Consider the following 13,668-nt stretch of genomic DNA (forward strand, 5'->3'; position numbering starts at 1 on the left):
CGAAGAGTAACACAACCACTACCGTCGCTAATAATTTTTAACACACAATGGCATGTAAGGACATCAATTACATAAACTTTTTTTCTACGGTGTTAACATCAACAGGTTTAGAAAAATAGTAGCCTTGTGTGCGTTGAATATTAAGTTGCTGACACAAGCTAAAACTATCTTGGTCTTCAATACCTTCAGCAACAATCTCTAAACCTAAAGAGTGCAGCATTGCTGAAAGCCCTTGTATTAAGGCGCGAGTTTTAGGCTTATTAGACGCTAGCATTAATGACTTATCGATTTTAACAGTATTAATTGGAAAATTTTGTAAATGCGACACGGATGAAAAACCAGTACCAAAATCATCTAAAGCAATGTGACAGCCAATATTGCTTAGTGACTCCATGACTTTAATGGCTTGTTCACTATTTTCGAGTAAGGCCGTTTCAGTTAATTCAAGTTCGACAAGTTCTGGCGCTAAGCCATACTTTGCTATGGTACTTTCAATGAAACTCACCAAGGCTTTATCGGTTAGTTGTATAACTGACAAATTAATTGAGATAGACCAGCTTTTTTTGTACTTTTTATTCCATGTTGCAATTTGCCGTATAGCTTCTTCTATAACCCATCGGCCGATGTCAATAATGACATGTGAGCATTCAGCAATACCAATAAAATTATCAGGAAAATGCAGTGTGCCTTGAAAGTTCCAACGTATTAATGCCTCAAAACCTGATATTTCTCTTGTCGCTGTTTCAAGGATGGGTTGGTAGTGCAAAACAAATTCATTTCGTTCTGCCGCACCAATCAAATTAGCTTCTAATTGGTAACGTTGTAAAAACTGTGCTTGCATTTGTTCTTCAAAAAAACAGATTTGATTCCGGCCAAGTTTTTTTGCGCGGTACATGGCGATATCGGCGTACTTAAGCAGTTCATTGGCTTCAATACTGTTGTTGGGATAAATGGCAATGCCAATGCTTGCGGTCATTTTTATTTCTATTTCCGAAATAAAAAACGGTACCTCTAAGCAACTTAAGATGCGTTTAGTGACTCTTGTGGCATTATCTATGGTGTGGAGGTTAGCCAGTATAATGGCGAATTCGTCGCCTCCTAAGCGCGCAAATAATTCATTTTCACGTAAACAATGACCAATTCGATTTGATACCTGCTTTAATAGTTCATCACCGACATCATGGCCATGACTATCATTAATAAACTTAAAATTATCAAGATCAAATATAGCTAATGCTAAGATAGACTTAGCGCGAGGTTTTTGGCTGACACTCAAACGTAATGCTTCTTCAAATGAATAGCGATTAGCCAAGCCCGTTAATGAATCGTGTTCAGCGAGTGTTTTTGCGTTTTGGTAGCTCACATACAGTTTTTGCTCTAGCTCAAAGCGAGCCTGTGATTGCAGTATAACCCGTTCCAATTTCGAGGAGCTGACTTCTGATTTTAATAAAAAATCTTGTGCACCAGCCTTGATACATTCTAAAGCTAATTCAGGTTGTTCTGAATTACTTAGCATGATAATCGCGACATTTTTTTCTAAAGATGTATTGCGTAACTCCAGTAATAACTCAATACCATCGCGTTTTGGCATACGGTAATCTAATAGAATCACATCAAATTTATTTACTGCAAAGACTGCTAATCCCTCATCTACAGATTCTGTTTCAGTAAAACTCCAGTTAATACTGGTTTTATTTAACGTTCGTTTAATATGTTCTCTATCGACAATATCGTCATCAACAATCAAAATATTCAACAGTTAGGCTCCTTGAGATTACATGAAAAAAGCACTTTCTTGGTTTACGCTTCAGGAAAATGCACAATTTTCCGATAGTGCTTGAGCATTTTTACTATATCTAAAAATTCTTCGCCAGCATTTTCTTTAGCAAAATAACCGGCAATATTTTTTTTGTAGCTAGCCGTAATATCTTCATCTGATTTAGAGGTAGTTAAGACAAAAACAATACTTTTATCTAATTGTGGATCTTGACGAATTTCCTCTAAAAACTCTAAACCACTTAAACGCGGCATTTGCAAATCTAACAGAATAATATAAGGAGAAGGCACAGCCCCAGAGCGTAACAACTCTAATCCCTCTAAGCCATCAGCTGCTCTAATGATAGTATTGCCGATATCTATCTTATTAAATGCCCGTGTTATTGCCATAGCGTCAATGTCGTCATCTTCGAGTAATAATAGTGTTATTTCACTGGTAAATAGGCTCATGTAGCAATCCGTTGTAAGTTATGTCGTTTCAATCAAATTGTAGTGTTTTTTTTAGCTGTGATGGGCCAGATAACGATTACTTTAGTGCCATTTAGACCATCAGATTCTATCGCTAAACTGCCACCGTAGTGCTCAATTGTTTTCTTAGATAAAGAAAGCCCCATGCCACTACCTTCAACTTTATCCCTAGGCCTTAATGTTTGGAACATTTCTAACGCTTTATCGAATAGCTCTTGTGGGATACCAGGACCATCGTCTTGGACACTAATGTAATGCATTCCTTGTTCTTGTTTATAAAGTATTTCAATATGGCCACTTGCTTTATCATGATGTTTTATCGCGTTTGATATTAGGTTACGTAAAACAATTTCTAACGGGGTTTTTGGGATTAATAATAACTGCTTAGTAACTGAAAGTTTGAAGTTTTTTGGATGGTCTAATAAACTGAAAATTTCTTCGACTGTTGCCTTTAAGTCTAACTCTTCAGGAGCATAATCATGGCGACCAATACGTGCATAATCGAGTAAATCATCAAGTAACCTATTCATGCGAATAGTACGATTTTTAAGTAAACTTAAATGTTCTTTGGAGCTATCAGGTAAGATATTTTGACAATCTTCAGTGATCCAATTAACTAGTTTTTGTATGGCGTTGAGCGGTGACTTTAAGTCATGTGAGGCTACATAGGCAAATTGCTCTAAATCTTGGTTTGATTTTTTTAAGCGTTGAGTGTTGATCTTTAGCTCTCGAGTAATGTTATCGGCATATTCTAATGCTTGTTTGCTGGCGCGAGAAAGAACAACAAATAATGCTAATAATAAGAGATTAAGGATGATACCGCTAGCCAGGATAAAATAAGGTTGATTTGAACGAGAGTCAGCACGAAAGGTTAAATTAGAGCTAATGACAAATTGCCATTCTCGACCATAAAGTTGAACATTTACTTTATCGGTAAATAATGGCTTAGCATCTATTTCAGCAGCCTCAATATTATCAAGGTCATTATACAGTACTTGACCGTTATCGTTGATTTCTAAGGTAACGTGACGTTTATCAATGGCTAATGTTCCAGAAATAAGCTTGTACATAATAAATGGTGCGTATGCCACGCCCTTGATCGAAGTTTGGCGGGTACTTACTGAGTTATGTGCCATCTCTTTATTATAAAAAGGTGCATAAAAAAGAAAACCTGGAGTTTGTTTGGCATCTTGCACTAAGGTTATTGGCCCCGTTAATTGTGCTAAACCGCTATCTCTTGCTTTTTTTATACCTGTGTAGCGGTTGTGTTCAAAGGCAACATCTAATCCTACTGCTTGTTCGTTAGATAATGCCGGTTCAATATAGGTAATAGGCCACAGTTCATGCTCTTCATGTATTGGGTGTATGGTAAAGTTTGGTCGGCTTTTTTGCTGTGTTTGAATAAAGTTATCACGTTGCTCAGGTTTGATATTTAAAATCACACCTAAACCATTGATACCAGGGTAAGTTCTATCTATTTGTAGGCTATTACTATAATTTCTCCATTGTTGATTAGTGAGCTCAGTTTCATTGGCATCAAGGTGGGCAACAGCGCCCCATAAAGCATGTTCATACAGTTGCATACGCTCTTTTACCAGCTCTATAACCTGTAATGACTCTCGTTCAAAACGTTCAGCGGCTCTCTCATTAACTTGTTCGGTGGTAATGTACCATGCAGCAGAGGTTAATATTGCTGAAAGACCTAGTATTAACCAGTGAAAGCCACGCAGATGACTAGAATAAATCAACTTCTGCCGTTCATCTTGAGTATCGCTTATTTCCATAGCGTCATATTCCTTAGTACCTTACATATATTTAGAACTTGCTACTAAAGGGGGGAATATAAGCTTCAATTTTGCTAGAAAATTAAATTCACCTACAATAGATATCAGAGTCTATTAGTTTAACTTAAGCTCCCTAAAGTGTAATGCATTACACTTGAAAAGACAGGGAATGAATTTAACTACTCATAAAATATAACAATAAAGCTCATTACATCATTAAGATAATATAAACATTCAGCTATTGCTAGTCGATTGATGCTAACTCAGTAACCGATGATTACTAATGCAATATTGAAAGGGTTATTAGTTTATAGAACCGCGTTACTAGCATAGTTCAACTATTGATGATTAACAGGAAAAGTTGCTAATGCTAAGATAAACAAAGCATATTTTAAAATATATAGCTAAACAATCGTTAGATCAACAACCCCTAATAGCTTTAACAAATATATGACTTAATCGTGCTTTACTAGCTACACTCATAGCATGGCTTTAGCTTTAATCAGTGGCAGTTTAAAATATAAACATTAATCTTTTTATTAGGGTTATGAGATTGATAAATTTATTTGATTAAACTGAGTTAATTAATACGTTTGCTAGCTTAAAACTAATCACTATAATCGCCGTTATTTACCACCAGTTGAGCAATAATATGAAAATCAAACAAGCAACCTATACAAACTTAACCTTTGTCGTGGTTATTACCATGGTACTGTTAATTTCTACCAGCGCTTTTGCGTCAGCTGATGCTGCTAAAAACAAAGTTAAGGCCGTATTTGGTCAGATTGAAGCATCGCTAGTTACTTTAAAGCAAACTCAGCGTTTGACGAAAGTTAACATTAGAGCGGTTTTAACTGAATACTTATTACCTGAAGTTGAAACACGATACTTTACTTATAAAGTCCTTAATAAAAATCTAACTAAAGTGCCTGAAGCGCTGAGAGAGTCATTTGTTACTGAGTTATCTTTACAGCTTATTAACACTTATAGTAGTTTATTAAATAAATATAATAATGAACAACTCTATATTGGTCAGAGCTCTTTATCGCCAAGCGGGAAAATGGCAATGGTAGATATTACGATTGTTGGTAAAACTAAAAGTAATAAAGCGCTAGTTAAACTGATGCAATCTAATGCTAATGATTGGCTTTTTTTTGATATCGAAGTTGAAGGCATTAGTTTATTACAGACTAAACAAGGCGAAATAAATGCCAGTTTTAATCGCTTAGGTGTTGATGGCACGTTATTACATTTAAAAAATATTAATCAAAGAGTTATTGAAGAATAATCAACGATGACAACTGTATTTTGAGCGCTTTTAATCCACGTTTAAAATGCATTAAGTAATAACTACAAGCATTATGGGAACAAGGTTAATTTGAATATTGAAACAATTGTTGAATTTTTTCTTCAACATAAATTTTTACTTACCACATCGTTTATCATTAGTTTTTTCTGCTTTAAAGCATTAATAATCAAAGTTATAAAACGAAAATCTAAACAAAGTAAAAGGTTAAAGATCAATCTGGTAAATAATATATTTAGCTTACTTGTTATTGTTTTGATTATTAATATTTGGTCGAGTGAAATTCAACAGTTTGCATTTTCAATTGCGGCTTTTATTGTTGCCATCGTACTAGCAACAAGAGAATTTATTCAATGTTTTATCGGCTTTATTTATATTCTAACCAGTCGACCTTTTCGTATCGGTGATTGGATACAGGTCGGTAAATATTATGGTGAAGTACACTCAAGCGACTGGGCAAAATTGACGCTTTTAGAGGTGAATAAGCACGACTATCAATATACCGGTAAAACACTCTATGTGCCTAATAGCCAGCTGATAACATCGGTTATAAAAAACCTAAACTTTTTAAAGCGTTATGCTATGCATCATTTTACTATTGTTCGTGATGATAGTGTAAATCCTTTTACTTTTATCGCTATACTGCATGAAAAAGCCAATTTATATTGTGCCGAGTTTAAAGAAGTTGCCATTCGTTATAATCATCTGATAGAAAACCGCTTAGATATCAGTATCTCTGGTCCGGAGCCGCATATTCAAGTATCAACTTCTGAATTGGGTGATACACAAGTGATTTTTTCTATTTTTTGCCCGACTGAAAAAGCACTTGAGATAGAGCAAAAACTAACCGCTGATTTTATGCAATTGTGGTTTGAAAAGAAATAAGTCTTATTAATTATTGTCTTATGTGTATCCTCATAAGACGAGAAACGCATCACCGAATCAGAAAATCCAACATACTAGTTAGGTTTTGTGACTGTCTTTACTTTTTGAAATCAACCTTCGGCATGCTCACTAAGACCACATATATAAAACCTAATTTAATCGTGAATATATCACCATAAATAGCCATCAGCTTTGTCACCATTACTGTCAGTTTTGAATTACTAATCATCACTTTGTGCGCTGACTTTAGTCTTAAAACATTTGTCCTGTATTTTCTAATGCCTTATTTTACAAAACTGAGTCGACTGCTTATATAGAGTTGTGGATTTTCCTACCAAGTCACGAAATGAGGAAACTTTCCTCATTTCGTCCAAAGAACAGATCATGCGCTTTATCTGTAGGCAATGAGTGGTAATAGCTGCAAAGATTTGTTATTAATAGGTTAAATAAATAAGGTGGAAACTTTCTGGTAGGAAAAGAGGAAAGTGGCCTCTGATAAAGTTGTTAGTTGCATCCGTAATATTGAACATTGGGGATTTAAAAAATGGAATGGTCTTGGAAAGTATTTCTTATAACTTTACCCATAATGATTATTTATAGCATGTTTTCTCGTGGCTTCATGAATGCATATTCTCATGCATCGCGATCACCTAATACCATCTAAGCCGATCACTTAATACTATCCATCGCGATCACTCAATACCATCGATGCAGATCACTTTTTGGTCAAAATGGTATTGAGTGATCGGCTTGAATGGTATCGTTCAATTTATACTCATTTTTGTCTATCCAGCGAAATTAAGAATTAAACGGACACTCACTCTAAATTAGCGCTGATGCCGATATCGCTATTTAATAACAACTTATCTAGAGTCACGCGCAATATTGCTGTTTGATACCAGTAAGGACCAATAAAACCGATTTTTACTCTATTTAGCCTCTAGCACTGATACTTTGGCCCTAGTTATTCTCAGATAGCGTCTGATTAAAAGTTTAAGCTGTTTTATTAATGGTTGAGGGGAACTTCAGCCAAAGAGTTTGTTGCAAAGAAATTAAACGGACAGTCAAAATTAAACAAAAATTAAACGAAAATTAAACGAAATTAAAAATTAAACGGATAAAAATTCACTCTAAATTAGCGCTGATGCCGATATAGCTATTTAATAACAACTTATCTAGAGTCACGCGCAATATTGCTGTTTGATACCAGTAAGGACCAATAAAACCGATTTTTACTCTATTTAGCCTCTAGCACTGATACTTTGGCCCTAGTTATTCTCAGATAGCGTCTGATTAAAAGTTTAAGCTGTTTTATTAATGGTTGAGGGGAACTTCAGCCAAAGAGTTTGTTGCAATGACTCAAATTCTGTCGTCGTTTTAACTGTTGATGCGCGCAATAATCACTGAGGGCACCTTCATGACCAATAGCGCCATGAAACTGTGTTCTAAATTCTGTGGTGATGATTAACCAGTTTTCAGCGCTGATATTTAAGCGACTCAGTATAGGGGGTTGGTTATCGTCGATATAGCCAGGTTTATCTGCTCTAATACAGCGACCGGTCAATTCGATTAATTGCAGATAGTCGGCAAGTTCAAAGGGTAAACCTTTTGGCATATCTTTTCTTGGATTACCGATAAAAGGTAACAGGGTATTGGGTTGTTGGTTTTTCTTTGCCTGTTCACCGCGTAGCTTTACGCTAGTGTGAGCGGAGTTCTCCGGCGTTTTGGCTATCTTTGCTCTAATAGGGTTTAAATCTACATAGGCCATACAAGCCGCCAGTGCTGCTTCATCTAATAATGCTTGAGATTTAAATCGTCCTTCCCAGAATCGGCCTGTGCAGTTATCTTCTTGATTAGCCTTTCTAGCAATACCTTCATTGATGTAGCCCATAAACCAGCTGATTTTCATCAAGCGTTTTCGATAAACCTCGGCAGTCGCTTTAACGATATCAAGTAACGGTTTTGCTAAGGTATCACCATGACAATATTGTTTTGTCAGTAACGTCCCTTTGTATAAACGATGCCAGCGCTCAAGTACTTCCGCCATGCTCCATTGCTGCGCTTTTTCTTCATCAATAAAAACCACTACATGATAATGATTACTCATCACCGCATAGGCGCAAACATCAATGGCAAAGACTTGTGTGAGAAAGTGCAGCTTATCTTCTACCCAGCCGCGACGGTGCTCATAGCTTTGACCTGATAATTTATCTTCACCACATAAAAAAGCCCGTCGAACACAACGTGCAACGCAATGATAATAAGGCGTATCGGCTAAACTGATTTGTTGTTTCCTTGGCGTGGCCATAACTCACCTGAAATAAGTCGCTTGGTTAGTTGAGCGTAGTGCATAAGCCATATTTCTTCAATTTAGGGTGAGTGTCTTCTTAATTCTAAGCCATATTTCTTCAATTTAGGATGAGTGTCTTCTTAATTCTTTTCTTCAATTTAGGATGAGTGTCTTCTTAATTCTCTTCTTCAATTTAGGATGAGTGTCTTCTTAATTCTCTTCTTCTTAATTCTCTTATTTAGGGGTAGTGTCTTCTTAATTCTTTGGGTGAGTGTCTTCTTAATTCTATAGTGCATAAGCCATATTTCTTCAATTTAGGGTGAGTGTCTTCTTAATTCTAAGCCATATTTCTTCAATTTAGGATGAGTGTCTTCTTAATTCTTCTTAATTCTCTTATTTAGGGGTAGTGTCTTCTTAATTCTCTTATTTAGGGGTAGTGTCTTCTTAATTCTTTGGGTGAGTGTCTTCTTAATTCTAGTGTCTTCTTAATTCTCTTAATTCTTTTCTTAATTCTCTTTTCTTAATTTCTCTTAATTTTTATTAGGAAAAATTTCATTGCAAATTATTATAAAAAAATCAGTGTTTTCAATTAGCTACTTTCTGTACATTGATTTTAAAGTCAGTTATTATCCAAAATGCACCAGTTGAAAAAGGCAAACTAGATGAAAGTCTAGGACGCAAAGCCAGCGGTCTAAGGGAGCTTTAAGTTCCTATGATAGTGTAGCTACCGGCACTGGGGTGTTGAGCAATTAATGAACACGTCAATATCCCCCTTAAATAATGTTTTACATTATTATCTTCGTTTCAGCATGCATCCTTAATTAACTATTTATTATGATAGAGTAAATTATGAGTGATGAACAAATAAAAGCTTATTCAGCCAATTGGATAGTCAAGCAAAAAAAGCAAAGTTATATACCTAGTGTCAGCGGAAAAGCACTTTATTTAACACTGGAACAAGCCTTGCCATTATTACTGCTCGGTGTTATTAAAGAATTAGATGGTACAGGTAAATAATGAAAATATATACCGCTCGACAAGCTATATTTAACCGCAAGGAACACGTTGTAGCGTACGAGCTATTGTACCGTGGCGGCCCGGAAAATATATTCCCACAAATAGATCCGCACAGGGCAACGTCGAAACTAATTATGAGAACGCACTTAAACCATGGGTTAGCATTAATCACTGACGGAAAACCCGCGTTGATCAACTTTCCTGAAGAGTCAATTTTAAGCGGTTTACCTGAGATTTTACCCACAAAGCAAGTGATGATAGAAATACTTGAAACGGTTACTCCTTCTGATGAGGTTTATGAGGCTTGTCAAAAGCTCTATCATCAGGGGTACCATCTAGCCTTAGATGATTTTGTTTATAAAGCGGAATGGGCTCGATTTTTCAAGCTGGTCAAATTGATAAAGTTTGATATTCAAGCTACCCCGCTTAGTGAACTTGCCGTTCTCATTAATAAATTGAAGAAAAAAAAGAATTTAAAAATCTTGGCTGAAAAAGTTGAAACTAAAGATGAATTTTTGCAGGCAAAAAAATTAGGTTTCCATTATTTTCAAGGTTATTATTTTTGCAAACCTGAAATGTCAGGGCATCATGAAATAGATAACAGTCAAGCCATTATGTTAGGTCTGATGCAAGAATGCTTAAAGACTGAGCTAAATATTAACAATATCACCAGTTATTTTGAGCGAGATGTAGGGCTGTGTTTTAAGCTGTTTAAGTTTATCAATTCTGGCATCTTTCCGCTCACACAAAATGTAACGTCGATTAAAAATGCTTTAATTTATTTAGGAGATACACAAACTAAAAAATTAATTTTACTTTTAACCTCTGGAATTTTAGCAACAAATAAGCCAAAGGAATTAACACGACTGGCAATTATACGGGCCAGATTTTGCGAATTAATGGCAGCTAAAGCGATGCCTGAACATGCAGAGGCAGGCTTTATGGTAGGATTATTTTCGCTTTTAGATGCTATGCTTGACAAACCGCTTGATAATTTACTTGACGATTTACCATTGGCTCCTGAAGTACATGCTGCATTGACCAGTGACAAACCATCTAGGTTAAAATATATTCTCAATGCTGTTATTTACTACGAGAAAGGGAGTTGGTATAACACCAAACGAAATGCTGAAATGGTCAATGTGACCTATGAAGAGCTAACGGATTATTACCAAAATGCCTTAGTGTGGGCGAATAAATATAATGATTGTTCATAAGCTGATGGAAATATCAGACCTGTTTTCCGTTTTTCCAAAGAGAATTATTCATTGAGATATCAATGTCTGCTGTAGAGCAAAACATACAATAAATTTTAGTGACAATTCTCAAGTGCTAATGTCGGAGAAGTGACAAAGTTAGCGCTTAGAAAGGCCGCTATAATGAGCCTGAAACTGGCGTTGAGGCTGTAGAATAACTAATTCAGCCAAAACAGCTGTTTTTTTGTGCTCCTAAATCGCACTGTAGAGAATTAACTCGATATAGGTAATGCATTTAGTAACCCTATTTTATGGGGGAATTCATAATAAACGAGTTATTCTACAGTCTCGTTAGGATTAACGAGTTGCTAGCTTTCGCTAAGCGTACTTAATTGTCTTTATTTTCTGGTGATTTTTGAAGTCAGGCACTTACTTTTAGAAGCAGCTAATTTGTCATTGAGGTAGATGAGAGGTAGTGTCAGGTAATGTTGTACTATTAAAGATTTAATCAGCTTATTCACGTTATTGCTTAATAGTTAGTTAAATAATAGCGTAAATAAGCCGATGATATTATGGCTTTATTAAGGTTAATGAACCATCAAGATGTATATCACGTTGTGGGTAAGCAACAACAATGTTTTCTTGCTCAAATAGTTCTTCCAAACGAAATCGTACATTACTTCTAGCTAACCTTAAACCGCCTTCGACACGTGAGCTGATCCAAAAAGTAACTTCAAACATTAAGGCATTATCACCAAAATCATCAAAAGTAACTAAAGGCTTAGGCTCTGTTAACGTCTCTGCTTGTTCCGTGGTAGCTTGCATAATTAAATCAGCAACTTTTCTAGCTGGTGAGCCATAGGCAACACCGACGTTAACCGAGCACCTGACTAATTGATCTACTAAGGTCCAGTTAACCACTGTGTTTTCAAGTAATTTACTGTTAGGTATTAATAAATGAACACCATCTACCCGCTTAATACGAGTAGAACGGGTGTTAATTTCTTCTACTATTCCTTTAGTATTTTCAACTTCTAAAAAGTCACCAATACGAATAGGGCGCTCCCACATTAAGATCCAACCACTAATAAAGTTATTAATAATATTTTGTGCACCAAAACCAAAGCCGATAGCAATTGCTCCCGATAAGAAAGCAAAGGCGGCAATCGGCACATTCATAAAGTCTAATATGCTGATGATAAGTACGGTTATCGATAAAACATATAAAACCCGTTGCACTAAATGAATTATATTAGGATCGGTTTTCTTCGTGGTTAAACGTTTACTAACAAACCTTGTTAGCCATTTGGTTAACAATAAGCCCAGACAAATTAGCAGCGGAATAAACAGTATATCGCCAAGTGTGATCGGCTGTTCTGATACTGTAACAACGGTAAAAGCAAGCGTTCCTGTTACTTGTTCTATTATCTGTTCTAATGTCATATTAAAGCCTAGTAAATTTAAATGTTATGAGCTGACAAACACTTTTGAGGGATCGACAAGAAATTTATCACCGATCGCCTCACGACCAAATAACATTAAATAACTCATATCAGAACGGTCAGTTAAGGTTATTTCTATGGTCCAATGTTCATCGCCCAGTTGTACAGGTGTTGCGATAACGTAACGTTGCTCTGATGTACCATTTGAAGACTTAACTCTTCTAATGTCATGAATAGGCGCTTCACAAGAGACGGTATTTTCAACATTATGGACGTCAGGGTGTAGATTAAACTTCACCATGACCTTGCCATTTTTTGTGAATTTCACAATGTTATCAACATGTAGTGAGGAAGTTTTAGCCCCGGTATCTACACGCACCTGTAAGTCAGCTATGGCTAACTCAGGTAGCGCAATAGATTCTAAGCGACCAATGATTGCTTTTTGCTTTGTTGTCATATTACGTTACCCTTCGTTAAACGTTGTTATCAGGCAATAGTGTGTCTTGAGCATTTTCTATTTGCACGACAATATCTGCATCATCTTCTTCAAAGTAGGCAATATGAAACATAGCTTCGCCTTCTTGTACCAAAGGAATATTCTGTTGACCAATTAATATGCCAGCTCTGCTTGCTGTTACAACATCGATAATGTCACCGTATGGACTACCAATATCAGCTAATATATCGCCTTTTTTAATTTGATCACCCAATTTTACCCGATGATTTACTATGCCACTGGCATTAGCGCGCAACCACTGACTACTATTGGCAACGAAAGGTGGAACCACCTTTTTGCGTGTCGTAGATTTTCGCACCATACCTAAATGTTTTAGCACATTAGTAATGCCGCGCATGCCGGCAAGAATTGAAAAATCATCAAAACGCAGTGCTTCACCGGCTTCATAGAGCAGCACTTTAGTTTTATGCTTAACAGCGGCTTCTCTTAGAGAACCATCAATAATGTTAGAGTTAAGTACCACAGGTACGCCAAACACTAGGGCCAATTTTTTAGTTTCTTCATCCGATAAATTGGCACGAATTTGCGGGAAATTTGAGCGATGAATCGCCCCTGTATGCAAATCGATACCATAATCACAATGTTTAACTATTTCATTGAGAAAAATATGTGCTACACGTCCAGCTAACGAACCTTTCGATGAGCCTGGAAAACAACGATTAAGATCGCGTCGGTCTGGCATATAGCGACTTTGGTTTACCACACCATAAACATTGACCATAGGTACGGCGATCAAGGTTCCCCGGATCAATTTAAAGTTTTTCTGGCTAATCAAACGTCGAATAATTTCAATACCATTAAGCTCATCACCATGCACTGCAGCACTAATAAAAATTGTTGGCCCAGGTTTTTTCGCTCGAATGATATGCACAGGCAACGAAACATCGGCATCGGTATAGAGTTTAGCGACCGGTAATTCTATTTTACGTTGTTCACCGGGCAATATATCAAATTCACCTATACGTAATACATCCATAGACTTCACCT

General features: G+C 36.2%; 11 protein-coding genes and 1 riboswitch. Of the genes, 4 read left to right on the plus strand and 7 right to left on the minus strand.

What is annotated here, in order from left to right:
- Nucleotides 1–67: 67 nt before the first annotated feature.
- From FGD67_RS01935 to FGD67_RS01945, 3 genes are read right to left on the minus strand one after another with little or no spacing between them, the layout of a single operon-like run.
- Entirely contained in the window at nucleotides 68–1,756 is a 1,689-nt protein-coding gene (locus FGD67_RS01935; protein WP_257173447.1) for a bifunctional diguanylate cyclase/phosphodiesterase, read from the minus strand.
- Nucleotides 1,757–1,800: 44 nt separating this feature from the next.
- Nucleotides 1,801–2,226, minus strand: coding sequence for a response regulator (locus FGD67_RS01940; protein ID WP_257173448.1), 426 nt, complete (start codon nucleotides 2,224–2,226; stop codon nucleotides 1,801–1,803).
- A 32-nt stretch (nucleotides 2,227–2,258) separates the two neighbouring features.
- Entirely contained in the window at nucleotides 2,259–4,028 is a 1,770-nt protein-coding gene (locus FGD67_RS01945; protein ID WP_257173449.1) for a CHASE domain-containing protein, read from the minus strand.
- Between the two features lie 652 nt (nucleotides 4,029–4,680).
- Here FGD67_RS01945 and FGD67_RS01950 point away from each other — a divergent pair.
- Both FGD67_RS01950 and FGD67_RS01955 read left to right on the plus strand, forming a co-directional pair.
- Nucleotides 4,681–5,316 carry a phospholipid-binding protein MlaC gene (locus tag FGD67_RS01950; RefSeq protein WP_257173450.1) on the plus strand — a complete coding sequence of 212 codons (636 nt, stop codon included), beginning with the start codon at nucleotides 4,681–4,683 and terminating at the stop codon, nucleotides 5,314–5,316.
- Nucleotides 5,317–5,406: 90 nt separating this feature from the next.
- Nucleotides 5,407–6,219, plus strand: a complete 813-nt coding sequence (locus tag FGD67_RS01955) for a mechanosensitive ion channel family protein (protein ID WP_257173451.1) — start codon at nucleotides 5,407–5,409, stop codon at nucleotides 6,217–6,219.
- Between the two features lie 1,333 nt (nucleotides 6,220–7,552).
- Here the strand turns inward: FGD67_RS01955 and FGD67_RS01960 are convergent.
- The gene (locus tag FGD67_RS01960) at nucleotides 7,553–8,527 is read right to left on the minus strand and encodes a transposase (RefSeq protein ID WP_257173452.1); all 975 of its coding nucleotides are present in this window, start codon (nucleotides 8,525–8,527) and stop codon (nucleotides 7,553–7,555) included.
- A gap of 624 nt (nucleotides 8,528–9,151) precedes the next feature.
- Nucleotides 9,152–9,241: riboswitch (cyclic di-GMP riboswitch) on the plus strand.
- A gap of 117 nt (nucleotides 9,242–9,358) precedes the next feature.
- Here FGD67_RS01960 and FGD67_RS01965 point away from each other — a divergent pair.
- Both FGD67_RS01965 and FGD67_RS01970 read left to right on the plus strand, forming a co-directional pair.
- The gene (locus FGD67_RS01965; RefSeq protein WP_257173453.1) at nucleotides 9,359–9,526 is read left to right on the plus strand and encodes a hypothetical protein; all 168 of its coding nucleotides are present in this window, start codon (nucleotides 9,359–9,361) and stop codon (nucleotides 9,524–9,526) included.
- Between the two features lie 188 nt (nucleotides 9,527–9,714).
- Entirely contained in the window at nucleotides 9,715–10,743 is a 1,029-nt protein-coding gene (locus FGD67_RS01970) for an EAL and HDOD domain-containing protein (RefSeq protein WP_257173454.1), read from the plus strand.
- Between the two features lie 549 nt (nucleotides 10,744–11,292).
- On the opposite strand, the gene FGD67_RS01975 is transcribed toward FGD67_RS01970, so the two are convergent.
- Genes FGD67_RS01975 through FGD67_RS01985 form a run of 3 tightly spaced genes read right to left on the minus strand, consistent with a single transcriptional unit; the run spans nucleotide 11,293 to nucleotide 13,657 of the window.
- Nucleotides 11,293–12,165, minus strand: coding sequence for a mechanosensitive ion channel family protein (locus FGD67_RS01975; RefSeq protein ID WP_257173455.1), 873 nt, complete (start codon nucleotides 12,163–12,165; stop codon nucleotides 11,293–11,295).
- 24 nt (nucleotides 12,166–12,189) lie between these two features.
- A complete protein-coding gene (locus FGD67_RS01980) occupies nucleotides 12,190–12,621 on the minus strand; it encodes an ATP-dependent zinc protease (protein ID WP_257173456.1) in 432 nt (143 codons plus the stop codon).
- Nucleotides 12,622–12,637: 16 nt separating this feature from the next.
- Complete coding sequence (locus tag FGD67_RS01985; protein ID WP_257173457.1) at nucleotides 12,638–13,657, minus strand: succinylglutamate desuccinylase/aspartoacylase family protein; 1,020 nt, start codon at nucleotides 13,655–13,657, stop codon at nucleotides 12,638–12,640.
- Between the last annotated feature and the right edge of the window lie 11 nt (nucleotides 13,658–13,668).

The sequence above is a fragment of the Colwellia sp. M166 genome (assembly GCF_024585285.1).
GTDB lineage: Bacteria > Pseudomonadota > Gammaproteobacteria > Enterobacterales > Alteromonadaceae > Cognaticolwellia.

Bases quoted from the DNA above. Each gene is read 5' to 3' on its own strand.
- FGD67_RS01940 (WP_257173448.1), bottom strand. From the start codon at position 2,226: ATGAGCCTATTTACCAGTGAAATAACACTATTATTACTCGAAGATGAC.
- FGD67_RS01945 (WP_257173449.1), bottom strand. From the start codon at position 4,028: ATGGAAATAAGCGATACTCAAGATGAACGGCAGAAGTTGATTTATTCT.
- FGD67_RS01950 (WP_257173450.1), top strand. From the start codon at position 4,681: ATGAAAATCAAACAAGCAACCTATACAAACTTAACCTTTGTCGTGGTT.
- FGD67_RS01960 (WP_257173452.1), bottom strand. From the start codon at position 8,527: ATGGCCACGCCAAGGAAACAACAAATCAGTTTAGCCGATACGCCTTAT.
- FGD67_RS01965 (WP_257173453.1), top strand. From the start codon at position 9,359: ATGAGTGATGAACAAATAAAAGCTTATTCAGCCAATTGGATAGTCAAG.
- FGD67_RS01975 (WP_257173455.1), bottom strand. From the start codon at position 12,165: ATGACATTAGAACAGATAATAGAACAAGTAACAGGAACGCTTGCTTTT.
- FGD67_RS01980 (WP_257173456.1), bottom strand. From the start codon at position 12,621: ATGACAACAAAGCAAAAAGCAATCATTGGTCGCTTAGAATCTATTGCG.
- FGD67_RS01985 (WP_257173457.1), bottom strand. From the start codon at position 13,657: ATGGATGTATTACGTATAGGTGAATTTGATATATTGCCCGGTGAACAA.